Origin of the sequence: Longispora albida DSM 44784, from assembly GCF_000379825.1 — a bacterium.
Taxonomy (GTDB): Bacteria; Actinomycetota; Actinomycetes; order Mycobacteriales; family Micromonosporaceae; genus Longispora; species Longispora albida.
In genome coordinates, this window is sequence record NZ_KB903814.1 from 39,081 (window position 1) to 62,562 (window position 23,482).

Consider the following 23,482-nt stretch of genomic DNA (forward strand, 5'->3'; position numbering starts at 1 on the left):
GCACCGAGCCGTTCGACTGTGCTCGAATACTGCGGTGATCCAGATCGAGTTCGCCGACAGCGACCTGGCCCGGGTCCGGTTCGGGCACTCGCCGATGGCCGAGGTCGTCACCAGCCTGTACGCGCTGCGCCGGACCGCCAAGTTCTGGATGTACGACGCGTGGCGCACCGCCCTCCTGCCCCGGCTGCGCGAGGCGGCCCCGCGCACGCTGCTCGCGGTGACCGGCGGGCCGGGCGGGTACGTGCCGGACTTCCTCACCCCGCTGCCGGTGGTGGCCCGCCCGGCCCTCGCCGGGGAGCTGGCCGAGATCGCCGCCACGCCCCTCGACCGGGTGGCGATGGAGGTGGCGGCTGGCTGGGCCGGTACCGAGGCACCGCCAGAGGCCGGGCGGTTCGCGACCGACCCGGCCGGCGGGCTGGCCGAGCTGGTCACCGACATCCGCCGGTACTTCGCCGTGGCCGTCGCCCCGCACTGGCCACGGCTGCGCGCCGCCGTCGAGGCCGAGCTGGCCCAGCGCGCCGCCCGGGCTGTCGAGCACGGTCCCCGGGCACTGGTCACGGATCTGCACCCCGGCCTGTCCTGGGACGGATCCGCGCTGCGGCTGGCCACTGTGGCCGATCGTGAGTCCAGCCTGGACGGTCACCCGCTGACGCTGATGCCAGCCGGGTTCTCCGGCCCGTGGGTGCACACGGTGATGAACGCGCCGGACGGCCGGGCGCTCTGGTACCCGCCGCACGGGCTCGGCCGGCTCTGGGACCAGCCGGTACCCGCCCCGTCCGAGGCGCTCGCCGCGCTGCTCGGCCCGACCCGCGCCGCCGTGCTGACCCTGCTGGCCGAGCCGGACAGTACCGGCGGCGTGGCCAAGGCGCTCGGCCTCGCCCCCGCGACGGCCTCGCACCACCTCACGACGCTGCGGGACGCGGGACTGGTCGCGGCACGGCGCGTCGGCCGGCGGCTGTGCTACGCCCGTACGCCACTCGGGCAGAGCCTGGCGGCCGGTGCGTGAACGGGGTTGCCAGGTACGGAAAGGGTCTGACATGATCCCCGGCGTGATGAACACCGTACGAAAGGGCGTACGCGCCCAGGCCGCATGACGGCCCTGCGGCACGATCGTGCCGCCTACTGGCAGCAGGCCTCCGAGATCCGCGACGAATGGTCATACCTCGGCCGCGCCTGCACTCCCGCCGACCAGCCAGCCGCAGAGTCCGCACTGACCCAGCTGTACGCGAGGCTGGGCAGGCCACGGCCCCGGTTCGCCTGGGTCGCCTCGCCGCGTGAGGCTCAGCCGCTGGTGTCGGATCTGCCCACACTGGACGATCTGTATCGCTGGATCGTGTCCCCGCCCCGGGACGGCGTCCCGCCGCTGGCCAGTGACCTGGCGGCGGCAGTCGCCCGGCTCAGGGGCGCACTGGACGACCAGATCCCCTCCCCGGCCCGGTTCGACCCGCCTCCGCCCCGGCGGAAGAAGGGCGAGAAGCTGCCGAGGATGAACGCCGAGCAGGCCCTCGCGTACGGGCTGCCGTTCGCGGAGATCGTCCGGCAGCACGTCAGGCAGGCACTCTTCGACGAGCTGGCGCACGGGTTCTACCTGCCGGCCAGGCGTGCTCTCGGGCCGGACCGGCCCGTGTGCTGGTACGGCCAGCAGGAAGCCCACTGGATCGCCTACTACGACGTGTGGCGCAGGCTCGGCCTGGCCGGCTACGGCACCGTCCTCGACGCTGACCTCGACGTCTGGCAGGTGATCGCCCGGTCGGCCGGCTGGTTCTGGCCAGGCGAGGACGTCTGCGTCGTCTCGGAACGCCCGGTCAGCCCCGGCGTCTTCGCCGACGGCTGGACCGTCCAGCTCCGGTAACCCCTGCCGTCGTGGCTGTCCCCGGCCGACGGGGGGCGGGGACAGCCACGGCCAGGTGGTTACTCCGTGCGGAGGGCGGTGGCTGTGCGCAGCCTGGCTGCCCAGCCTGCCGGGAGGAGTGCGCCGAGGATGGCGATGGCGAGCCCGCCGGGGATCAGGAGCGCCAGGAGCCAGGGTTCGTAGACGTCGAGGACGGCCACTGGCAGGGTGATGCCTGCCTGGTCGCCCATCGCCGGCATCATGACGCCGTGCAGTGCCACCCCGGCCGGCGTGCCGAGGGCCCCGCCGGCCAGGCCGATCAGGAGTACCGAGGACAGCACGACGGTGACCGCCTGGCGGGGGGTCATGCCGAGTGCCTTGTGGATGCCCAGGTCCCGGACGCGCTCGTGGGTCTGGAGCACTGCCATGTTGAGTACCCCGAGGGCGGCGATCGCGACGAGCATCGCGGTCAGCAGGCCGGTGAGGGCGTTGAGGGCGAGCAGTACCTCGCTGCTGCCGGCCTGGTTGGGCCGGGCTTCCAGGCCGAGGGGTTTCAGGGCCGTGGTGAGTGCCGCCGAGTAGGCCTCACGGTCGGCGCCGGCGGCGAGGTCGATGCGGTACTCGCTGGGCCGCAGGTCCGGCTGCGCCGGCAGCAGGGTACCCAGGCTCGTGAAGACCTGCATGCCGTCGTGGCGCGTGGAGAACACCTCGCCGACGACCCGGATCGGGACGGACCTGCCGTTGATGGTGAGCGTCATCGTGCCGCCGACCTTCGTACCGGACGCGGTCAGCAACGGGGTCGGCACGATCCCCTCCCCCGGCTCGCGGAACCAGCGGCCGGCCGTCATCTCGTATCCGGCCCACGACGCGTCAGCCGTGAACCCGAGCGCCTCCACGACGCCCGGCACACCGGCCACAGTGGACGGTACTTCGGCGATGCCATACCAGGCTCCGGTACCCGCCTGCGCCGTGACGGCCTGGGTGACCTGGTCGAGGGGCGGGCCGTCGGCAGGTGACGGTCCCTGCCGTCGGGGCCCGGACGGGCCGACGGCGATCGCGGCGGAGTCGTGCAGCCGAGCCTTCTCGATGACACTGATCGACGCGCCGAGCCCGACAGCGAGTGCGACAGCCGCCGTACCGAACACGACGGTCGCCAGCATCGCGGCCATCCGGCCCGGCCGGGCGAACGGCTGGCCGAGCCCGAGGGTGACCGGGCGCGGCAGCGGCACGCGGGCGGCGAGCACGGCGGCGGTCCGGCCCCGGTCCCGTGAGGTGGTACGGCCGGCTGACAGCGCGTCCACGGTACGGAGCCGGCCCGCGCGGAGCGCCGCGACGGTGGCGGTGAGCGTGACCAGTACCAGTGCGCCGGCGGCGACTATCACGTCCACCCAGGAGGTGATGGCGACCGGGGCGGTCTCGTAGACCTCGCTGGTCGACTGGAGCAGCGGGATCGCGATGGCGTGCCCGGCTGCCGTGCCGAGGGCAGTACCGATCGCCGCCGGGATCAGGGCCTGGCCGAGGAAACCCCGGACGACCTGGGCCGGCGTGTAGCCGATCGCCTTCAGGACACCGATCCGGCCGGTCGCGGCACCGGCCGCGCCGGCCACCACGCCCCCGATGCTCAGCACGGCCATGACCAGCCCGAGCAGGCCGAAGGCGACCAGGAACGGCACGAACAGCGCGGTGTTGCGGTCGGCTGCCGCCTTCAGGACGAGCCAGGACTGGCTGCCGAGGAGGGTGCCGGGCGGGGTGGTGGCGGTGATCGCCGCCGCGGCTTCGTCCAGTGTGGAGGAGGTGGGGGCCCCGAACCGGTACAAAATCTGAGTGTTGGGGGTTGTGCCGGGGGTGGTGAGTGCCGGGATGGCAGCGGGGAGCACCCAGGCGGCGGCTGTCTGGCTGGTGGAGCGGGCGCGGCCGACCACGGTGAGTGACGGCTTGCCGGGCAGTGCTGGGAAGGTCATGACCGCCCCGAGCGGCGCACCTTCGGCGAGTGCGATCTCACCCGGCCCGGATGGCCACCGGCCCTCGACCACGGAAACCCTGTCTATTCCTGTACCCGGCTGAGGCCGGCCCACGATCGTCAGCGGCGGCAGGCTCCCGCCGGGGTCGATGTGCGGGGCCTGGACGACCACCGGGAACGGGCCGGACGTTTCGGTGACGCCGGCCAGGTTCGGCGTGCCTGCCGTCTTCGTGCCGTCGAGCAGCACGCTGAGGTGCGCGCCGTGCTGACTGGTGAAGGAGTCGTCGAACGGCCCGGTGGAGGCGACCAGGAGCGAGCCGCCGAGGACCGCCGACGTGACGGCCATGAAGGTGGCGAGCCCGATGATGACGGTCTGCACCCGCCGCCGGGCAGCCCCGGCGCGCACCACCCGGCCGAGACCGCTCATCGGGCGGCCTCCGCCTGGACGCGGCCGTCGGCGAGCCGGATCGTCCGCGTCGCGCACCGGGCGGCCAGCGACTCGTCGTGCGTGACCAGGACCAGGGTCTGGCCCTCGGCGTTGAGTTCCGTGAGGAGCTTGCCGACGTCCTCGCCGGAGGCGCTGTCGAGCGCGCCGGTCGGCTCGTCGGCCAGCAGCACGGCAGGCTTGTTCATCAGCGCACGGGCGATGGCGACCCGCTGCCGCTGGCCACCCGACAGCTTGCTGGGGTACGCGGCGGCGTGCCGGTCGATACCCAGGGTCTCCAGGAGTGCCGCGCAGCGGCGGCGCGCCTCGGCCCGCTGCTGACCGGCCAGCAGCGCGGGCAGCACGACGTTCTCGGCCACGGTCAGGTCGTCGAGCAGGTGGAAGAACTGGAAGATCATGCCGATGTGCGCCCTGCGGTACCGGGCGGAGGCCGCCTCATTCAGCCCGCCCAGGTCCACCCCGGCGACGGTGACCGTGCCCGAGTCGGGCCGGTCGAGCCCGGCGACCAGGTTGAGCAGGGTGGACTTGCCGCTGCCCGAGGGGCCGAGCACCGCGACGGCCTCACCCGGCTCGATCGCCAGCGTCACGTCGTCCAGTGCGGGCGGGCCCGCGTCGTTCTCGTCGTACCGGCGGCTCACGCCGCGAAACTCGATGATGGACATGGAGGCGACGGTAGGGACCGGCCCGTGTGCGCTGCGCCGGCCAGCGGGCGGATTTCGCGTACCGTATCCGGCCAGCGTCATCCTCCCGGCGTAGTCCTGAGGCTGATGCTGGCCTTCTGCGGGCCGCCCATAATTGCCGGATGCGAGACGACCTGGCCGGACGGGTGTGGAAGGCGCTGCTGCCCGAGGGGCCGCGGCCACGCCCGACGTGGCGCGGTCAGCTCTTCGACGCCGTGTTCGCGCTGGTCCTGCTCCTGGCCGGGTTCGAGTACATCAGCGACCTGGCCGAGTTCGGCCACTCCATGCCGCCCGCCGGGTACGTGCTCGTGCTGCTGGCGGTGTGCGGGCTGCTCGCGGTCCGCCGCTGGTACCCGCTGACAGTGCTGTGGCTCGTGTTCCTGCTCGGGCTGACGGTCGTGGCCGGCACTCCCCGGGTCATGTACTACGCGAGCGTGATCGCCGCGTACACCGCCGCCCGCTACAGCCCGTACCGGCTGCCGGCCATCACCAGCGTCGCCATGCTCACCCTGCTGGCCTGGAACTTCACCCGGGACGGGATGCGGACGGTCCCCGAGCAGTACGTCGGCAGCATGGTGCTGGCCATCGTCGTCCTGTCCGGGCTGTCCCTGCGTCTGTGGCGGTCACGGGCCGAGGAGAGCCAGCAGCGCCTCGCCTCGGCAGAACGCGAACGCGAGGAGGCACTCCGCCGCGCCGTCGAGTCCGAACGGTCCCGGATCGCCCGCGAACTCCACGACGTGGTCACGCACAATGTCAGCGTGATGGTCATCCAGGCCGGCGCGGCCCGCCGCGTCATGGACACCGCCCCCGGCCAGGCCCGCGAGGCCCTGCTGGCGGTCGAGGCCTCGGGCCGGACCGCGATGGCCGAGCTCCGGCACGTCATGGGCCTGCTCGCCGCCCCGCCGGACGGCGGCTGCGAACTGGAACCGCAGCCGGGGCTCGGGCAGATCGCGGCGCTCGTCGGCCGGGTACGCGACACGGGCATGACCGTGGACCTCGCCGTGACCGGCACGCCGCGCCCCGTGCCGGACGGCCAGGGCCTCGCCGCGTACCGGGTGGTGCAGGAAGCCCTGACGAACGCGGTGAAGCACGCCCCGGGCACGTCCGTGACCGTCAACGTCCACTATGGAGGTTCTGCTGTGCGGATCGAGGTGACCGACACCGGGTCCTCTACTCCGGGCGGTCCGGGGAACGGTGGCGGCTCGGGGAGCGGGCTGCTCGGCCTGCGCGAACGCCTCGCGGTGTACGGCGGGACGCTCCGGGCCGGGCGGCAGCTGGTGGGTTCCGGGTACCGGGTCAGCGCGACCATCCCCGTGGAGGCGTCATGACCGGCAGTCCCCGGGTCGTCGTGGCCGACGACCAGGCGCTCGTGCGCGCCGGGTTCCGCATGATCCTCGCCTCGGACGGCATCGAGGTCGTCGCGGAGGCCGTCAACGGCACCGAGGCCGTCGAAGCCGTCCGCCGGACCCGGCCCGACGTCGTCCTCATGGACATCCGGATGCCCGAGCTGGACGGCCTCGAAGCCACCCGCCGCATCCTCACCGGCGCGCCCGGCGAACCCCGCGTCCTCATGCTGACCACGTTCGACCTCGACCAGTACGTCTACGCGGCGCTGGAGGCCGGAGCCAGCGGATTCCTGCTCAAGGACGTGACGCCGGAGCAGCTCGTGGCGGCTGTCCGGCTCGTCCGCTCCGGCGACGCGCTGCTCGCCCCGGCCATCACGCGGCGCCTCGTCGAACGGTTCGCCCGCCCGGGGCTCGCCGCCACCAGCACCCACCGTGACCTGTCGGCGCTCACGCCCCGCGAACTCGAAGTGCTCTCCCTCGTGGCGCGCGGGCACACCAACACCGAGCTGGCCGCGCAGCTCCACCTCTCCGAGGCGACCGTGAAGACCCACGTCGCCCGGATCCTCGGCAAGCTCGGTGCCCGGGACAGGGTCCAGGCGGTGATCGCCGCGTACGAGACGGGCCTGGTACGGATCGGGAACGACCAGAACTGTCCCTAGCGGACTGCCGGCGGCGACCGGTTTGCGCCCGCAGGTCACAGATCGATGACACATGATCTACGTGTGCGTGTCTGGCGGAACCCGCGTGATCCACTGTGGCTCTGGTCGATCATGAGTTCTGGGATACGTTATCGCGTGGCGTACACAACCGCGCTGGGCTTGTGGGCATTCGTCTTCAAATGGGTGCTCGTGGCGTCGATCCTGCAGCGCAACTGGCTGCCCGTCGGCATCCTCGTTGCCCCCTTACCGCTGGCCCCGCTGCTCGCCTGGTGGACGCGCAGGAGGCGTGCGGCCAGCGCCGAGGCTCTGCTCGCGGAGATCCGCGCCGCCCGGGCGGCCAGGGAGGCAGCGCGCAGCGACGGTGAGGACGAACCGATGGTCAAGTAGTGGCTCGCGCCAGGTGCTCTCCTGCGGCGGACAGCCAGCGCGCCGGGTCGTTCATCGCGGCGGAGGCCGAGCCGGCCAGGTGGGCGAGTGCGACGGCCGGGCACGGCGGCTCAGCGCCCAGTACCCCTGCGACGATCGCGGCCCGGGTCCTGGTCTCCGCCGCGAGGCCGAGCACCGTCCCCGCCACCTTCCCGGCCAGGCTGGTCGCGTCGAAGCAGCCTTCTCCGGTGATCACCAGGTCGGCCTCCGCCAGGGCGGCGGGCAGCCCGGCGAGTGCGGCCACCGCCCGGGCTCCCGGCTCCAGCCGCGCTCCCCATCCGGCGGACAGCCCGTAGCCCGTGCCGCCCGCCGCCCCGGTACCTGGCTGCTGCGGATCGCCGCCGAGGTGCGCCGCGAGGACGGCCAGGGCATGGTCGAGCGCGGCGATCTCGTCAGGGCCGGCACCTTTCTGCGGGCCGAAGAGGGCCGCCGCTCCGGCTGGGCCGCACAGCGGGCTCCGCACGTCGGTGAGGCAGGTGACCCCGCCGGCCGGAGCTGGGCGCAGTCCCGTGAGGTCGATCCGCGCGAGGTCCGCCAGCGCTTCGCCGCCCAGCGGCAGGTCACGGCCTTCCGCGTCGAGGAAGCGTGCCCCGAGGGCCGCGAGCAGCCCGGTGCCGCCGTCGGTGGATGCCGACCCGCCGAGCCCGATGACCAGGGCACGGCAGCCGGTGCCGAGAGCCGCGCTGATCACCTGGCCAAGGCCGAAGGTGTGCGCGCCGAGCGGGCCGGGGCTGCCCATGAGCGGCAGCCCGGACGCCGTGGCCAGGTCCACGACAGCCGTGCCGTCGGGCAGGCGCAGCCAGCGGGCGTCCACGGGGCGGCTGTCCGGGCCGCGTACGCCGGGCACCTCGTGCCAGACGGACCCCGGTACGGCAGAGGCGATCACGTCAGCCGTGCCCTCGCCGCCGTCCGCGAGCGGGATCAGCGTGATCCGGTCGCCGGGCCGGGCAGCCGCCCAGCCGGCGGCGATGGCCTCGGCGGCTGGCCGGGCCGCGATGCTGCCCTTGAACGAGTCCGGCGCGATCACGACGTGCAGGGAGGACATGACGGGAAGCCTCACTGGAGACGGTGGCTGTCAGGATCGTCGCGGCGTACCGACACGACGCAGGTCAGCGTGTGCTCACCCGGCGCAAGGCCTGCGTGCAGCGCCGGGAGGAGTGTGCGGGGGAAGAGCACGTGCGAGCCGGGCATCGGCTCACCGATCACAGCTCGCCGGCTGCCCGCCTCGTCCGTGATCTCGCTCGTCATGCCGCCACCGGTCACCCGCGCCGAACCGGGAACAGAGGGCAGGTCAGGCAGATCTCTGGTCAGCCAGGGCACACAGAAGCCACCCTCAGCCGTGTGCAGGTGCCGTCCCGTGACGATGGTGTGCGTCCGGCGATGGGACCCGTCCACATGCGACAGCCGCGTTTCGACCTGTACGTCAGGGAAAGGGCTCCAGCGGATGACGAGGGTGTCCCCGTCCAGTTCTGTCTCGCCTCCGGTCCTGGCGCGCCAGTGGATTCCGTCCTCACTCAGGGCGAGCGTGCTGTCGAACGCGCCGGACTCCAGATCCGGCCCGCCGGCCGGCACGCTGAACCCGGCCAGCGTGGAGTAGGCGAACTTCGCGTACTTGGCAGCTCTCCCCCGCGCGTTCCAGCCCGGAGAGTGCTGGCCGTTGAGGGCGACGACGTCACCAGCTGCGTCCCTCGCCAGGATCATGGCCGCTGCCGGCTGCACGCTCACCGTCTCGCGGGCTGGCGGAGGCGCTGGCTGCCCGCTCCAGAAGGGATGGCCGGGTGCGGCGGCGAGGGCGGCGAAGAACTTCGTTCCCCAGTACGGCGATCCGGCCGCGACATACTGCTCCACCACGCCCGAGTTGGGATAGGCGTACCCGACGGTGAGCCCCCCGTCCTCAGCGGCGATCGGCTGGCGCCACCACCAGGCGAGATGCCGTTCGGCGTGCCCGCGCGCCTCGTCCCACGGCAGCGCTTCGGTGTCCGTGGCCGCCAGCAGCCCCCAGAAAGCACCCTGGCCGAGCCGGTACGCGAGACTGCGCCCGAACGGGAGCGCAGCCCCGTCGCCGGCGAACCAGTCCCGGAACTGACCCGCAAAGGTCACCGCCCGTTCCCGGAACCGGTCGGCCCGGCCGGCGTCGAGTACCCCGAGGTTGCCGAGCAGCAGGCCGTAGAAGTGGAAGCCGAAAGGTACGTAGTAGTCGCGCGGGGCCGGGTGGCCGTTCATCCCTGGCCCGTCGGAGTACCAGCCGCCGGGCAGCGCGAACTCCTCCAGCCGGTCCAGGTGTCCGGTGATCAGCTTCGTGTCGACCGGTACGCCTGCCGACTGGAGGCCCGCTGCTGCCAGTACCGGAAAGAAATGCCAGTTGTTGTCCACATGCCGCGCGCGGCTAGCGGCGAGCAACCAGGCAGCCAGATTGTCCCGCTCCGCGCCCGTGAGCGGATCCCACAGCTCGTGCCCCGCAGCAGCAATGGCGTAGCCGATCGCGGCCGACTCCACGATGCGCTGGTCGTGATCGCCAGGCGGCCCGACGTACCAGGGATGGGCCGGGTCGACGGCAGCGGTGAGCGCCGCGCGGATCTGGTGCCACTGCTCCTCGGCCCGCCCGCCCCCGGCCGCGTGCGCGGCCAGCCCCCACAGCGGCCGGGCCACCAGCTCCAGCCAGGTCGCTCCCGGATCGTGGTTGCTCGCCGTAACCGGCTGCCAGCCCGGGCCCCTCGCCGCCGTCCGGGCCGCCGGGGCGGCCAGCTGGACCAGCGCACGGGACCAGCCGTCCCTGCCAGGGGTGACGTCGCCGTGGAGCTGCTGCAAGGAAGGCATACCCGGCAGACTACGAGGACAGTAACCGCTTACACAAGTGTTACCATCAGGTCTGCCAGCCACCACGAGGAGATCCGTTGAGCGAGCCGAAGAAGCGCCCCACCATCCGTGACGTGGCCAAGGCCGCAGGGGTGTCGGTCGCCACCGTCTCCCGCACCCTCGCCGGGGACTACCCGGTCGCCGCGGCGACCCGGGCCCGCATCCAGCGCGCCGTGCGCGACCTCGACTACGTGGTCAACGCGCACGCCCGCGCGTTGTCCGGCACCACCTCGAAGATCGTGGCGATCGTCGTGCACGACACCACCTCGCCGTTCTTCGCGCACATCGCCAGCGGCGTCGAGCAGCAGGCCACCGAGGCCGGCCGGCTGTGCCTGGTGTGCACCACCCACGGCGACCCCGACCGCGAGCTGGAGATCGTCAAGCTGATGCGGGAACAGCACGCCGACGCGGTGATCCTGGTCGGCGGCGTCTTCGAGTCCGAGGAGTACCTGGAGCGGATGAGCCGCTACGCCCACGGGCTCGCCGAGGCCGGCTCCAAGCTCGTGCTGTGCGGCCGGCCATCGCTCGGCAGGGACATCCCCGCGATCACCGTGGAGTACGACAACACGGGCGGGGCGTTCGCCGCGACCGCGCACCTGCTCTCCCACGGGCACCGCAGGATCGCGATGCTCGGCGGGTTCGCCGGGCTCACCACGAGCGAGCAGCGCATCCAGGGGTACAGCGACGCGCTCACCGCCTACCGGGTGCCCGTGGACCCCGCGCTGGTCTCGCACGGCGAGCTGGTCCGCGCCAGCGGGTACGAGCGGACCAGCGAGCTGCTGCGCCAGGGCACGGAGTTCACGGCGATCTTCGCTGGCAACGACCACGTGGCCGCCGGGGCGCTGGCCGCGCTGCGTGAGGCGGGCAAGCGGGTCCCTGAGGACGTCAGCGTGATCGGCTTCGACGACACCCCGTTCTCCGAGGACCTCAACCCGCCACTGACCACTGTGCACCTGCCGCACCAGGAACTGGGCCGTACGTCCGTGCGGATGGCCCTGCAGGCCAACGGATCGAGCAGGCAGCACGTCATGCTGGGCACGCACATCGTCGTCCGCGACTCGGTGGCCGCGGCCCCCAGGCCGGACTCAGGAAGAAGCCGGGGACGGGCCTGACCTCCCGTCCCCGGCTGACCGCCGGGCACCACCCCGGTGGCGTCTAGTTCGCCGCGGCGTACTCCTTGGCGTACTCCTCCGCCATCTTGCTGCCGCCGTCGGCCAGGTACTTCTTCACGGCGTTGTCCCAGTCGGACACAGTGGACCGCCCGGAGACGAAGGCGACCAGGGCGTCGGTGATCGCCTTCTTGATCCCGGCCTCGCTGCGGCTGGCGGCGTCGGACGTGAGCCCGAAGGCGGGGTTGTACACCAGCCCGGCCTCCGTCTTCCGCTCGAACGAGTGCATCGCCGTGATCTGAGCCGGTGTGACGCCGGCGTAGTAGAGCACCGCGGGGGCGTCGCCCAGGTAGCCCACCGGCAGGTTGACCCTGTTCTCGCCGCCGGTCCACGTCTCGGTCTGCACCGGGGCTCCGGAGCTGTTCCGCGTGAAGTGGGTGCCCTCGACGCCGTGGTGCAGCAGCTCGTACTCCTTGGTGCCGAACGAGGCCGACAGGAAGTCGAGCACCCGCAGCAGCATCTTCACCCGCTCGGCCGGGGCCTTCTTGATCACCGTGTACCCGAAGATGCCCCGGCTCGCCCACTGCTTGGCACCGCTGGCTCCGCCCTGGTACGGCAGGGCCGGCACCACGTCGTAGGCGCCCTTCGCGGCGGGGATCAGCGTCTGGTACGCGCCGAAACCGTCGGTGATGCTCGCGGTGGTCTGCCCGGCGAACTGGGTCTTCGCGTCCACCTGGGACACGGTCATCGCGTCCGGGTAGTACGCGCCCGCCGACTGGAGGTCGCGCATGAACAGCAGGGCCTGCTTGAACTCCTCCGTGGCGTACGTCGGCGTGAAGGCCCCGTTCTCGACCTTCCACAGGTTCGGGGCGCCGAACGCCCCGCAGTGCACCTGGAAGCCGAAGAACCCGGCCTTGCTCGCGCCGAGGGCGTACCGGCGGTCCTTGGACAGGGCCTTGGCGCCCGCGAAGAACTCCGCCTTCGTCCAGCCGTCGGACACCGCCTTGTCCGCCAGGCCCGCGCCCTGCCAGAGCTGGCGGTTGACGTAGAGCAGGCTGCCGGTGGCCGGGCGCTCGACCGGCACGCCCATGATCCGGCCCTTGATCCGGCCCATGCCCTTCCAGGCGTAGCCGGGGATGCTGGCCAGGTTCGGGTACGCCAGCACGGCGTCGCCGGACAGGTGCTCCGACAGGTCCGCGAACTTGCTCGCCACGAACTCCGCCTCGCGCGGCAGCACGTACCCGCCACCGAAGTTGATCAGGTCGGGCAGGTCGTCGCCGGCCATCAGCGTCGCCATCTTCGCCTGGTAGTCGGCGTCGGGGATGACGGTCAGTTCCAGGTTGATACCCAGCGCGGCGTTGATGGCCTGGAGGAACTTGTTCGTCTCCTTCGGGGCCGGCGGTGTGCCGTACGTGATGACCACGGCGCGGACCTTCGAGCCGTCGCCCGGGACGCCGCTGGTCGCCGTGCCGAGATTCGCCGGGTACTTGGTGTACCCGTGCTGGAGGCCGCTGGCGTTGCCCGCCAGATCCGGGGCAGGAATCTTCGCTGGCTTGTACGTCGGCCACGGCGCGAGCTGGGCTCCGGCGTTGCCGACCCCGGACTTGGCGCCGTCACCGCAGGCACCGAGCGCGGAGGGGATCGCCACGGCGCCAGCGGCCAGGCCGGCGGCGCGTAAGAGGGATCGGCGGCTGATTTCAGCGGACATCGGACTCGGTCCTTTCGGAAAAATTCTACGGCTGTGCCGGGGACGAGGGGGTACGGCGGTCAGCTCTTCACGGCTCCGGTCAGCACGCCCTTGACGAAGTAGCGCTGCACGAAGGGGTAGATCACGACGATGGGGATGATCGCGATGACCAGCACCGCCATCCGGACGGTCTCGGGGGCAGAGACCATCCCGGCCTCGCTCGCCGAGGGGTCGGCCAGCTGGGCTCCGGAGATGATGTACGTACGGAGCAGCTGCTGCACCGGCCACTTCGCGTCGGACATGTAGATCGAGGCGTGGAACCAGGCGTTCCAGTAGCTGACGGCGTAGAACAGCCCGACGACAGCCAGCACGGCCTTGGACAGCGGGACGACGACGTGCCGGAGCACCTTCCACTCACTCGCGCCGTCCAGCCGCGCCGCCTCGAACAGCTCGGCGGGCAGGCCCTGGATGAAGCCCCGGATGATCACGAGGTTGAACACGTTGACCAGGACCGGTGCGATCAGCGCCGCGTAGCTGTCGAGCAGGCCGAGCTCCTTGACCACCAGGAACGCGGGGATCATGCCGGGTGGGAAGAGGAACGTGAACAGGATGCCCAGCATGATCTTCCGGCCGCCGACGAGCTGGGGGCGGCTCAGGGCGTAGGCGAGCAGCGTCGTGGCCGTCAGGCTCGCGGCCGTGCCCACAATGGTGATCCCGGCGCTGACGCCGATCGCCCTGGTGACCTGGCCGCCCTGGAAGATCTCCCGGTAGGCGTCCAGGGTCGGGTGCTGCGGCCACAGCACCCAGCCGCCGTTCGCCGTGACCTCCTCGGGGCTGGCGAGGCTGGTCGCCACGACCACGAGGAAGGGAACGGTGACGAGCAGGCAGATCACGGTGAGCGCCACGGCCTTGGCCGTCACGGTGACCGGGCCGGGCTTCTCGCTCCACGCTGGGCGGCTCATCGGTATACCCCCTGTTCGCCGAGGCGGTGGGCGATCTTGTTGGCCGCGTACACCAGGACCGCGCCGACCAGGCCCTTGAAGATGCCGGCGGCCGCCGCGTACGGGAAGTCGCCGCCGACGATGCCCTTGTAGTAGACGAAGGTGTCGAGGATTTCGCCCGCGGCCGGGCCGACGGCGTCGCGCTGGAGCAGGACCTGCTCGAAGCCGACCGAGAGGATCTCACCGAGGCGCATCACGAGCAGCAGCACGATCACCGGCCGGATGCTCGGCAGCGTGACGTGCCAGAACCGCCGCCAGGGCCCGGCACCGTCCACGACGGACGCCTCGTAGAGCGTGTCGTCCACCTGGCTGAGAGCCGCCAGGAAGATGATGGTGCCCCACCCGGAGTCCTTCCAGATGATCTGGGCGACCAGCAGCGGCTTGAACGCGTCCGGGTTGCCGATGATGTCGATGGTGTGCATGCCGTTGTCGGCGAGGAAGCCGTTGAGCACTCCGGCTCCGCCGAGGATCTGCTGGAACACCGCCACCACGATCACCCACGAGATGAAGTGCGGCAGGTACACGACGTTCTGCACGAAGCGCTTCACCGTCGTGGACGTGAGGCTGTGCAGCAGGAGCGCCAGCGCCAGCGGGACCGGGAAGAAGAACACCAGCTGGAGCAGTGAGATCTCCAGCGTGTTGAGCACCGCGTGCCAGAAGTCGGGGTCGCCGAACATCCGCCCGAAGGTGCCGGGCCCGGTCCAGGAGGCTTCGCCGATCCCGCCGCCGGGCCAGTAGTCGGTGAAGGCGATGCCCATGCCGAGGGCCGCGCCCAGATGGAAGATCAGGAAGTACGCGAGCCCCGGCAGGAGGAACAGCCACAGTAACCGGTCTCTTACCAAGCGGCGCCACATGGGCACATTATTCCTCTTAACGGTATGAACCGGACCTGAGGTTTCCTGTCCCCGCTGCGCCGGGGGGCGAGTCGCAGCACCGACAGCCATGGCCCCTCCCTTCTTGCTGGTGAGGCAGAACATAAACCGGTTACCACGCCGGGGTCAAGCATTCGCCATAAGGTCATCCGTTGACCGCCCCAGAGCACGGCGTCTACAGTGCGAGAGGCAAGGAAACCGGTTACTAAGGAGCGCCCCTATGACCCCTCACCATCCGGTCGGCGCGTTCGCCATGCAGCCCGAGGTGCTGCCCGCGGCGTTCCCTGGCGAGCTGCTGGCCCGCCTCGGCACCCGGCTGGACCTGCTCGGCGGCGGCACCGAGGTCCTGGCGCTCGACGACCCCCGGCTCGCGCACGTGACCGTGCTGTTCACGTCCTGGGGCTGCCAGCCCATCGACGCCACGGTGCTCGACGCGGCCCCCCGGCTCCGGGCGGTGATCCACGCGGCCGGGTCGGTACGCGGGCACCTCACCGAGGAGGTGTGGCACCGGGGAATCGCGGTGTCCTCGGCGGCAGACGCCAACGCCGACCCGGTCGCCGACTTCACCGCCGCGGCCATCTCGTTCGGCGTGAAGCGCGCGTTCCCGCTGGCCCGCCGGTACGCCGAGGGCCACTATCCCCAGCTGCACGAGCGCCCGGGTGCTGACGGCCGGGTGGTCGGCGTCGTCGGGGCGTCCCGGATCGGGCGTCGCGTGATCCGCCGGCTGGTGGCCACCGGATACCAGGTACTGGTCGCCGATCCCTACCTGTCAGCCGCCGACGCCGCCGAGCTCGGCGCGCGTGTGCTCAGCCTCGACGAGGTGTGCCGGCGCAGCGACGTGCTCACCGTGCACGCCCCCCAGCTGCCATCGACCCGGCATCTCGTCAACGCCGCTCGGCTGGCGCTTCTCCCAGACGGCGCGCTGGTCGTGAACACCGCCCGTGGCAGCCTGATCGACACCGGCGCCCTGCTCGCTGAGTGCGCCACCGGCCGGCTCGACGCGATCCTCGACGTCACCGATCCGGAGCCGCTGCCAGCGGGGCACCCACTGTTCGCCCTGCCGAACGTCCTCATCACCCCGCACGTCGCCGGGGTGCAGGGCACCGAGGTGCGGCGGTTCGGCGCGTACGCGACGGCGGAGGCGGAACGCTTCGTCGCCGGTGAGCCGCTGCTGGGCGAGGTACTCCTCGCCGACCTGCCCCGGCTCGCCTGAGCCCCCACCCTCGCCTGAGCCCCACCAGAGAGCACGGAGACGACACAGCGATGAAGAAGATCAGCATCCTGATGAACGGCGTGACCGGGCGGATGGGTTACCGCCAGCACCTGGTCCGCTCCGTTCTCGCCATCCGCGACCAGGGCGGCCTCGTCCTGCCGGACGGCGAGATCCTGTACCCGGAGCCGGTCCTGCTGGGCCGCAGCGCCGCGAAGCTCGAAGCCCTGTGCGCCCGGCACGGCCTGACCAGGTACTCCACCGACCTGGACGCGGCTCTGGCCGACCCGGAAGTGGAGATCTACTTCGACGCCCAGGTGACCACGGCCCGCGTCGCGGCGCTGACGAAGGCCATCGCGGCCGGGAAGCACGTCTACACCGAGAAGCCCACCGCCGAGACTCTGCCGGAGGCCCTGGCGCTGGCCGAGGCGGCCCGCGCACGGGGTGTCCATCATGGAGTAGTCGCCGACAAGCTCTACCTTCCCGGGCTCCAGAAGCTCAAGCGGCTGGTGGCCTCCGGCTTCTTCGGCCGGATCCTGACCGTGCGGATCGACTTCGGCTACTGGGTGTTCGAGGGCGACTGGCAGGCAGCCCAGCGCCCCAGCTGGAACTACCGCGCCGAGGACGGCGGCGGGATGATCCTGGACATGTTCCCGCACTGGCGGTACGTGCTCGACCACGTCATCGCGCCGGTCCGTTCCGTGTACGCCCAGCCGGCCACCCACATCCCGCACCGGGTCGACGAGCGGGGCGAGACCTATGCCGCGACGGCCGACGACGCGGCCTACGCCGTACTGGAGCTGGAAGGCGGCATCATCGCCCAGATCAACAGCTCCTGGGCCACCCGGGTGGACCGTACCGAGCTGGTGACCTTCCACGTGGACGGCACGCACGGCAGCGCCGTCGCCGGGCTGCGCGGCTGCCGCATCCAGCACCGCAACGCCACCCCGAAGCCCGTGTGGAACCCGGACCTGCCCGTCACGCACGATTTCCGTGCACAGTGGACGGAGGTGCCGGACAACGACGAGTACGACAACGGGTTCAAGGTGCAGTGGGAGCAGTTCCTCACGGCCGTGGCCACCGGGCAGCCGTACGCGCATGACCTGTTCGCGGGCGCGCGCGGCGTGCAGCTCGCCGAACTCGGCGCCCAGTCCGCCCGCGAGGGCCGCAAGCTGGAGGTGCCGTCGCTGTGAGCAGCCGTACCTTCTACGCCGCCGCGCACGTCGTGGCGCACCCGGAATCTGGCGTCGACTGGGACGCCACCCTGGCCTTCCGCCGGCATCTGTGGGACCTCGGGCTGGGCGTCGCCGACGCGATGGACACCGCCCAGCGGGGCAACGGGCTCGACTGGGCCACGACCGCCGAGCTCATCCGGCGCAGCGGAGCGGAGGCCAGGGCCGGTGGCGGGCTGCTCGCCTGCGGCGCCGGCACCGACCAGCTACCGGCTGGGGCGCATCCGGTCAGCGCGATCGAGGCCGCGTACCGCGAGCAGGTCCAGGTCGTGCAGGAGTCCGGAGCGAAGGTCATCCTGATGGCCAGCCGCGCACTGACCGCGAGCGCCACCGGCCCAGAGGACTACCTCAAGGTGTACTCACAGGTGCTCGCGGACGCCGGCCAGCCCGTGATCCTGCACTGGCTCGGCGACATGTTCGACCCGGCCCTGCACGGCTACTGGGGCAGCACTGATCTCGACCGGGCGGCGGACACCGTACTGGAGCTGATCCACGCCCACGCCCCGAGAATCGACGGCATCAAGGTGTCCCTGCTCGACGCGAGCCGGGAAATCGCACTCCGGCGGGTCCTCCCGGAAGGCGTCCGGCTGTACACCGGAGACGACTTCCACTATCCCGAGCTGATCGCGGGAGACGAACACGGCTACTCGCACGCGCTGCTCGGCGTCTTCGACGCGATCGCGGAACCGGCGGCCCGGGCGCTGGCCGCCCTGGACGAGGGCGATGTCGCCGGGTTCCGCGCGGTCCTCGACCCGACCGTGCCGCTGGCCCGGCACATCTTCGCCGCGCCGACCTACCACTACAAGACCGGAATCGTGTTCCTGGCCTGGCTCAACGGGCACCAGGACCACTTCAGGATGGTCGGCGGCCACGAGACCAGCCGTCCGATCGAGCACCTGACCACTCTGTACCGGCTGGCCGGCGAGTGCGGCGTCCTCCGCGACCCGGACCTGGCCGCCGCCCGCTTCTCGGAGGTGACACAGTCATGAAAACGATCAGTGAGCCGGGCCTCGGCGGGATTGGCTGCCGGAGAACCGCTGCGGGGATCGGGGATGTGGCGTGAGGCTTCCTCCGGAACGGTTCCCGGGTGAGAGTGGCCTGCCGCTGTCGCTGAACACCGCGACCATCAAGAGGGCCACGCTGGCCGAGGCCGCGAGACTGGCCGCCGAGCACGGGATCGAGGGCATCGGCCCGTGGCGGGACGTCGTGGAGGCCGCAGGCGGAGCGAAGGCCGCGAGGGCGCTGCTCGACGGGTACGGCCTGACGGTGACGAGCCTGTGCCGGGGCGGGTTCTTCACCGACGCCGACCCTGGGGCGCGGGCCGGGGCGCTGGCGGACAACCGCAGGGCGATCGAGGAGGCCGCGATCCTCGGTACCAGGGAACTGGTGCTCGTCGCCGGCGGCGTACCAGCTGGGTCCAAGGATCTCCGGTCAGCACGCGAAGCGGTCAGTGCGGCGCTGGAAGAGCTGGTGCCGCACGCACGCCGGTGGGGTGTCCGGCTGGCGATCGAGCCGCTGCACCCGATGTTCTGCGCCGACCGGGCCGTGGTGTCCACACTGGGCCAGGCTCTCGACCTGGCCGCGCCGTTCGAGGCCGCAGACGTCGGCGTGGTCGTCGACACGTACCACGTGTGGTGGGACCCCGGCCTGTTCCCGCAGATCGAGCGGGCGGGCCGGGAAGGGCGGATCTCGGCGTACCAGGTCTGCGACTGGCTCGTCCCGCTGCCCGCCGACACGCTCCTCGGCCGGGGGCACGTGGGCGACGGGCGCATCGGTTTCGCCCCGATCACCACAGCCGTCACCGGCGCCGGCTACACCGGCTACGTGGAAGTGGAGATCTTCAACCAGGAGATCTGGGACGCCGACCCGGCCGCGACGGTCGCGACGGTGGTGGAACGGTACCGGAGGTACATCGGGTGAGGCTGGCTTTCTCGACCCTGGGCTGCACGGGTCTCGCGCTCCCCCTCGTCGCCACGCTCGCCCGGATGACCGGGTGGACGGGCGTCGAGCTGCGGACCGCCAGCGACGAGCCCGTCCACATCGGACTCTCCGCGCGGGAACGATCCCGGGCCCGGCAGCAGCTGGCCAGGGTGGAGGCGCTGTGCCTGGCCTCGTATGTGCGAGTGGCCGCGCCGGGTGACGACGCGGCCTGTGTCGCCGAGGCTCTTGAGCACGCGCGGCTGGCTTCCGACCTGGGGATTCCCGCCGTGCGCGTGTTCACGGGCGCTGATCGGCCCGGCACGGAGGCCGACGAACGAGCCGCCCGGCGCCTGGAGCTGATCGCCGCCGAGCTGCCCGAGGGCGTGAACGTCTGGCTGGAGACCCACGACTCCCATCCCCGGGGTGCCGACATCACCCGGGTACTCGACCGGGTGGGCAGCAGCCGGGTACGCGCGATCTGGGACGTCCTCCATCCGTGGCTGGCGGGCGAGGAGCCGCAGGAGACACTGGCCTCGCTGCGGCCATACCTCGCGCACGTCCAGCTCAAGGACGTCGCCGGGCCCGCCGTCCTGTCTCCGCTGCCCCTCGGTGCCGGAGTCGTGCCGCTGACCACGGTGCTGGATCTGCTCACGGCCGACGGCTACACCGGCTGGCTGAGCCTGGAATGGGAACGCAAGTGGCATCCGGAGGCTGCGCCACTGGCCGAGGCACTGAGCGCGAGCCGCACCTGGCTGGCGACCGTACTCCGCTGACCGCGTACCTGACTCAGAGGGTCACCGTTGCCTTGTGGGTGGCCCCGGCGCTGCCAGCGGTGTTCACCTTGAGCACGAGCGAGGAACCCGCAGACACCACGGTGACTGAGGGATCCTTGCTCGTGACGGCGGAGACCGGCCGGTTCCAGGTGAGCGTGATCTCGCCGGCGTTCTGGCGCGGGTCGGCCAGGCAGACCGCCGCCGTCGTCCCGGTGACCCGCACGAGCACCGAGCACGGCTTGTCCACCATGATGCCGCCGATCGGGCCGAGCGGAGCCGACCAGTAGTTGATCGCGGTCACCCCGCGGGAGGGGATCTGGACGGCCTGCTGCCAGCGGGTGTTGTTCAGGATGGTCATCCAGCCCCCGTCCGCCGCCCGGGCCTGCGTCGCGCCGCTGGTGGCGAAGGGCATCATCTGGTACGCGTAGCTGGCGTTGACCGGGTTGGTGCCGTGGTCGAGCCACAGGGTGAGGTACTTGCGGCTCAGCGCGGCCGCCGAGCCGTTGACGTTGATGTCCCGCCAGGCTCCGGTCCGGTTCTCGCGGATGGCGCGGAGGCTCGCCCCGCCGGGGAAGACGTAGCCGGCGAAGGTGTGGTGAGCCCAGCTCGCCGCGGCGAAGGTACCGCTGGAGCCGACCGTGGCCAGCTGGGCCGTGCCGTTGACGAGGAGAGGCTGGGTGCCGCTGCCGGGGCCGAGGTTCCGGTTGTCCACGATGGACTCGACGGCGTACCCGTCGGTGGACGTGATCCCGGCCCCGAGGCAGATCACCGTGTCGTCCAGGCAGATCCAGGTCTTGCGGGCCTGGAGGGTGGACTGGAGGCCCTGGCAGAGCTGACCGGCGATCGAGTACTCGCCGTCGCTGGCCCCGCCCGCCCACGGATCGGACGGGCGCGACCCGCCCCAGGCCGGCCCGGCCGCGTCCGCCAGCGGCTTGCGCGAGACCGTGGTGCCGGGCAGCCGGTACGGGTCGACGGTGGGCCAGAAGGCGTCGCTGTACTGGCCGTTGCCCGTCGTGGCTCCCCAGGAGTACGTCATGCCGTTGTTCGTGTGCCAGCCCCGGACGTTCTCCCCGTTGCCGTGCTCGTAGAACGAGGTCCGCGACGAGCACATGCTGATCGACAGCGCCCAGCCCGGCCGGCGGTGCGTCAATCGGTCCATGCTGCCGAAGACGCGGCTGGCGACGGGCTCGGCGATCGGGCTGACCGAGGTGTCGTCCAGGAGCGCCTTCGCGCGGGCCAGAGCCGGGATCTGCATGGACATGTCCGCGAGGGGCTGGCTCCAGTAGTCGCGCTGGTACCAGCCCTTGGCCAGGCCGCGCCACCGGTCGCGCTCGGCGGGCGAGGCTGCCTCGGCGAGCACGAGGATGCCGTTGACGATGCCGTGGCCCCGGCGGTGGTCGTCGTGCTGGAGCTGGAGCGGGTCGCCCGCCGACACTCCCCGGCTGCTCCCCCGGCCGCTCACGCCGTCCATGACGAGCCCGTTGAAGAGGAACGGGGCGTAGGACTTCTCCACGGCGTCGAAGACGACCTGCCGGTTCGGGTCGGTGACCGCCCAGGCCGAGCCGCCGAGGAGGGCGAGCAGCCCGCCGAGCGCGCTGAGGAGCACCGCGCCGTACGTGCCGGCGTACGGGATCCAGGTGTGCTGGATGAACGAGCCGTCGCGGTAGAAACCGTCGCCGGAGGAGACGTACGGGAAGACGGGTGAGAGGGCGTCGCGGGCGAGGCTGATCTTCGCGGCGTTCCTGCCGAGGATGCCGCGCAGGGCGGTGCTCAGGCACAGGTCGACCCGGTTCGCGCCGGTGCTCGTTCCCGAGTAGCTGTCGTAGCGCGAGTCGGGGATGTAGTGGTCGACGGCGGCGAGCCAGGCCGTGGTCTGGGCGCTCGACAGGTGGCCGTGGATGACGCACATGACGCCGAGGAGGAGCTGCGGTGAGCCGATCTGCCAGTCCCACCAGTTGCCGTACGTCGCGCGGCCGGCGGTGTAGGCATGGGCGTTGAGGTGGTCCAGGCCGCTCCTGATGCTGGCCAGCAGGCTCGCGTTACCGGTGAGCCCCGTGCCGGGCATCGCCCAGGCGAGCGTCATGACGCTGAGGCGGCGGTAACTGCTCGTGACGTTGGCCGAGCTGGAGCCGAGCGGCAGGTCCGTCCACAGTGCTGTGGTGCTGGCGGTGGTCATGGCGGCCTGGTACTGCCCGGCGACCTGGGCCTGGGTGGCGAGCTGGGTGGCGAAGGGCTCGGCCGCAGGATCGTAACCGTTTCCTACCAGGAGCCCCGCGTACCGCTGACGCAAGGTGTCGTACTCGTCAGCCGCGAAAGCGGGAGTATTGGAAAGTCCCACTACAGCGGCTGTTGATCCCCCGATGGCGATGAGCAGGTTACGCCGGGAAAGCTCCACGGGTGACACTCCCTGAACATAGAAACCGGTTACACATGGGCCCAGGGTAAGGGAGTGGTGCCCGTCACACAAGCGTCCAGCGGGCGGGGACCAGGGGTCAGGGCCGGGTTACAGGAGGGACAGCGAGCCGGCCACCCGGTCGATCGCGGTGATCGGGGCCGGGCCGATCGCGCAGCACGTGGCCGTGCCCGCCTCGACCTGGGTACGGCCAGCGTCATGGATCACCTGCACCGGCAGGCCCGCCGCCTCCGCCGCCGCGGCGACCTGGCTCAGCCGCTCGGCGCTCGGTACCTTCAGCACCACCTTGGGCTGGCCGTCGCGCAGCCAGGCGGCCAGTGCCGGATCGGAGAGGCTGGACAGCACAGCCCCGACAGCGGCATGCGCGACCTGGGCTGCGATCTTGCCGCGCCCCATGTCCAGATCGGTCCGGACCACCACGACCATCTTGTGCGTCACCCCGACACGGTAACGGCCGGCCGCCGGGCGATGGGGAGCCGGTCAGGTGATCTCCTCGGCCAGCCGGCTGAGGAAGCCCGGGGAGCCCACGCCGAACGAGCAGCCCAGCACGGCGGCGGCCAGCAGGTCGAAGGGCTCGGCCCCCTGGTACCACTCGGCAACGTTGACCGGGGACGGCTGGCCGGCGCTGACCAGCCGGGCGACCGGCTCGCCGTCCCTGAGCAGGCTGGCGCGGCTGAACCAGACCTGGCGCAGCTCGTACCGCCGCCCGGCCAGCGTGGCCCTCGCGTTGTAGGTGGCCCGCCGCATCGCCCTGCGGCCGGGGTCGACCTGGGCTGGCTGGCCGTCGAGGGACAGCGACACGTCGGTGCGCCCGGCCGCGAGCACGGCGGGAGGGGCGACCGTCCAGCCCAGCACCTTCGTCACGCCGTGGTCGGTGACGACAGCCGTCCAGGGGGCGCCGCCGGGGTGGGTGCCGGGGCCGGTGAAGGTGACGGTACGCGGAAACCAGGAACCCTCGACCGTGACCTGGCCGAACGGGGCTCCGGACACGACGAGCCGGACATCGGGCAGGGTGACCCGGGTGTCCAGGAGTTCCTTCACCTTCTTGAAGATCATTCACCC

Annotated in this window: 21 protein-coding genes; 11 read left to right on the top strand and 10 right to left on the bottom strand. The window is 71.7% G+C overall.

What is annotated here, in order from left to right:
- Positions 1-34: 34 nt before the first annotated feature.
- Together A3G1_RS0104525 and A3G1_RS0104530 are read left to right on the top strand one after the other, a co-directional pair.
- A complete protein-coding gene (locus A3G1_RS0104525) occupies positions 35-1,006 on the top strand; it encodes an ArsR/SmtB family transcription factor (RefSeq protein ID WP_018348276.1) in 972 nt (323 codons plus the stop codon).
- A gap of 84 nt (positions 1,007-1,090) precedes the next feature.
- On the top strand, positions 1,091-1,852 hold the full coding sequence (locus tag A3G1_RS0104530) for a hypothetical protein (protein ID WP_018348277.1): 762 nt from the start codon (positions 1,091-1,093) through the stop codon (positions 1,850-1,852).
- Positions 1,853-1,911: 59 nt separating this feature from the next.
- On the opposite strand, the gene A3G1_RS0104535 is transcribed toward A3G1_RS0104530, so the two are convergent.
- Both A3G1_RS0104535 and A3G1_RS0104540 read right to left on the bottom strand, forming a co-directional pair.
- Positions 1,912-4,218, bottom strand: a complete 2,307-nt coding sequence (locus tag A3G1_RS0104535) for an ABC transporter permease (RefSeq protein ID WP_018348278.1) — start codon at positions 4,216-4,218, stop codon at positions 1,912-1,914.
- Positions 4,215-4,898, bottom strand: a complete 684-nt coding sequence (locus tag A3G1_RS0104540) for an ABC transporter ATP-binding protein (RefSeq protein WP_018348279.1) — start codon at positions 4,896-4,898, stop codon at positions 4,215-4,217. Before A3G1_RS0104540 ends, A3G1_RS0104535 begins: the two co-directional genes overlap by 4 nt.
- 140 nt (positions 4,899-5,038) lie before the next feature.
- Here A3G1_RS0104540 and A3G1_RS0104545 point away from each other — a divergent pair, with 140 nt between their 5' ends.
- The 3 genes from A3G1_RS0104545 to A3G1_RS0104555 all read left to right on the top strand — a co-directional run bounded on the left by A3G1_RS0104545 (position 5,039) and on the right by A3G1_RS0104555 (position 7,308).
- On the top strand, positions 5,039-6,244 hold the full coding sequence (locus tag A3G1_RS0104545; RefSeq protein ID WP_018348280.1) for a sensor histidine kinase: 1,206 nt from the start codon (positions 5,039-5,041) through the stop codon (positions 6,242-6,244).
- Positions 6,241-6,921, top strand: a complete 681-nt coding sequence (locus A3G1_RS0104550) for a response regulator (protein WP_018348281.1) — start codon at positions 6,241-6,243, stop codon at positions 6,919-6,921. The genes A3G1_RS0104545 and A3G1_RS0104550 overlap by 4 nt, the downstream gene beginning before the upstream one ends.
- A 135-nt stretch (positions 6,922-7,056) precedes the next feature.
- Positions 7,057-7,308, top strand: coding sequence for a hypothetical protein (locus A3G1_RS0104555; protein ID WP_018348282.1), 252 nt, complete (start codon positions 7,057-7,059; stop codon positions 7,306-7,308).
- Here the strand turns inward: A3G1_RS0104555 and A3G1_RS0104560 are convergent.
- Together A3G1_RS0104560 and A3G1_RS33145 are read right to left on the bottom strand one after the other, a co-directional pair.
- Entirely contained in the window at positions 7,301-8,392 is a 1,092-nt protein-coding gene (locus A3G1_RS0104560) for a glycerate kinase (protein WP_018348283.1), read from the bottom strand. The genes A3G1_RS0104555 and A3G1_RS0104560 overlap by 8 nt on opposite strands.
- A gap of 11 nt (positions 8,393-8,403) precedes the next feature.
- Positions 8,404-10,164, bottom strand: coding sequence for a DUF2264 domain-containing protein (locus A3G1_RS33145; RefSeq protein WP_083936748.1), 1,761 nt, complete (start codon positions 10,162-10,164; stop codon positions 8,404-8,406).
- Between the two features lie 77 nt (positions 10,165-10,241).
- Between A3G1_RS33145 and A3G1_RS0104570 the strand changes: the two genes are divergently transcribed.
- The gene (locus A3G1_RS0104570) at positions 10,242-11,315 is read left to right on the top strand and encodes a LacI family DNA-binding transcriptional regulator (RefSeq protein ID WP_018348285.1); all 1,074 of its coding nucleotides are present in this window, start codon (positions 10,242-10,244) and stop codon (positions 11,313-11,315) included.
- Positions 11,316-11,358: 43 nt separating this feature from the next.
- On the opposite strand, the gene A3G1_RS0104575 is transcribed toward A3G1_RS0104570, so the two are convergent.
- Genes A3G1_RS0104575 through A3G1_RS0104585 form a run of 3 tightly spaced genes read right to left on the bottom strand, consistent with a single transcriptional unit; the run spans position 11,359 to position 14,854 of the window.
- Positions 11,359-13,020 (bottom strand): type 2 periplasmic-binding domain-containing protein, encoded by a 1,662-nt coding sequence (locus tag A3G1_RS0104575; RefSeq protein ID WP_018348286.1) that lies wholly within the window; start codon positions 13,018-13,020, stop codon positions 11,359-11,361.
- A gap of 59 nt (positions 13,021-13,079) precedes the next feature.
- Positions 13,080-13,961, bottom strand: a complete 882-nt coding sequence (locus tag A3G1_RS0104580) for a carbohydrate ABC transporter permease (protein ID WP_018348287.1) — start codon at positions 13,959-13,961, stop codon at positions 13,080-13,082.
- Complete coding sequence (locus tag A3G1_RS0104585) at positions 13,958-14,854, bottom strand: ABC transporter permease (RefSeq protein WP_018348288.1); 897 nt, start codon at positions 14,852-14,854, stop codon at positions 13,958-13,960. The genes A3G1_RS0104580 and A3G1_RS0104585 overlap by 4 nt, the downstream gene beginning before the upstream one ends.
- Before the next feature lie 238 nt (positions 14,855-15,092).
- Between A3G1_RS0104585 and A3G1_RS0104590 the strand changes: the two genes are divergently transcribed.
- The 5 genes from A3G1_RS0104590 (at position 15,093) to A3G1_RS0104610 (ending at position 20,007) form a co-directional block, all read left to right on the top strand.
- Complete coding sequence (locus tag A3G1_RS0104590; RefSeq protein WP_018348289.1) at positions 15,093-16,085, top strand: hydroxyacid dehydrogenase; 993 nt, start codon at positions 15,093-15,095, stop codon at positions 16,083-16,085.
- Between the two features lie 50 nt (positions 16,086-16,135).
- Positions 16,136-17,275 (top strand): Gfo/Idh/MocA family protein, encoded by a 1,140-nt coding sequence (locus A3G1_RS0104595; RefSeq protein WP_018348290.1) that lies wholly within the window; start codon positions 16,136-16,138, stop codon positions 17,273-17,275.
- Positions 17,272-18,303, top strand: coding sequence for a dihydrodipicolinate synthase family protein (locus A3G1_RS33150; protein ID WP_018348291.1), 1,032 nt, complete (start codon positions 17,272-17,274; stop codon positions 18,301-18,303). The genes A3G1_RS0104595 and A3G1_RS33150 overlap by 4 nt, the downstream gene beginning before the upstream one ends.
- A 70-nt stretch (positions 18,304-18,373) precedes the next feature.
- Positions 18,374-19,234, top strand: a complete 861-nt coding sequence (locus A3G1_RS0104605) for a sugar phosphate isomerase/epimerase family protein (RefSeq protein WP_018348292.1) — start codon at positions 18,374-18,376, stop codon at positions 19,232-19,234.
- The gene (locus tag A3G1_RS0104610; RefSeq protein WP_018348293.1) at positions 19,231-20,007 is read left to right on the top strand and encodes a sugar phosphate isomerase/epimerase family protein; all 777 of its coding nucleotides are present in this window, start codon (positions 19,231-19,233) and stop codon (positions 20,005-20,007) included. The genes A3G1_RS0104605 and A3G1_RS0104610 overlap by 4 nt, the downstream gene beginning before the upstream one ends.
- Positions 20,008-20,020: 13 nt before the next feature.
- On the opposite strand, the gene A3G1_RS33155 is transcribed toward A3G1_RS0104610, so the two are convergent.
- From A3G1_RS33155 to A3G1_RS0104625, 3 genes are all read right to left on the bottom strand, one after another.
- Entirely contained in the window at positions 20,021-22,402 is a 2,382-nt protein-coding gene (locus A3G1_RS33155; RefSeq protein ID WP_245563446.1) for a polysaccharide lyase 8 family protein, read from the bottom strand.
- Positions 22,403-22,510: 108 nt separating this feature from the next.
- Positions 22,511-22,858 carry a peptidyl-tRNA hydrolase Pth2 gene (gene pth2, locus A3G1_RS0104620; RefSeq protein WP_211216222.1) on the bottom strand — a complete coding sequence of 116 codons (348 nt, stop codon included), beginning with the start codon at positions 22,856-22,858 and terminating at the stop codon, positions 22,511-22,513.
- 42 nt (positions 22,859-22,900) lie between these two features.
- The gene (locus tag A3G1_RS0104625; protein ID WP_018348296.1) at positions 22,901-23,476 is read right to left on the bottom strand and encodes a hypothetical protein; all 576 of its coding nucleotides are present in this window, start codon (positions 23,474-23,476) and stop codon (positions 22,901-22,903) included.
- Positions 23,477-23,482: the final 6 nt, after the last annotated feature.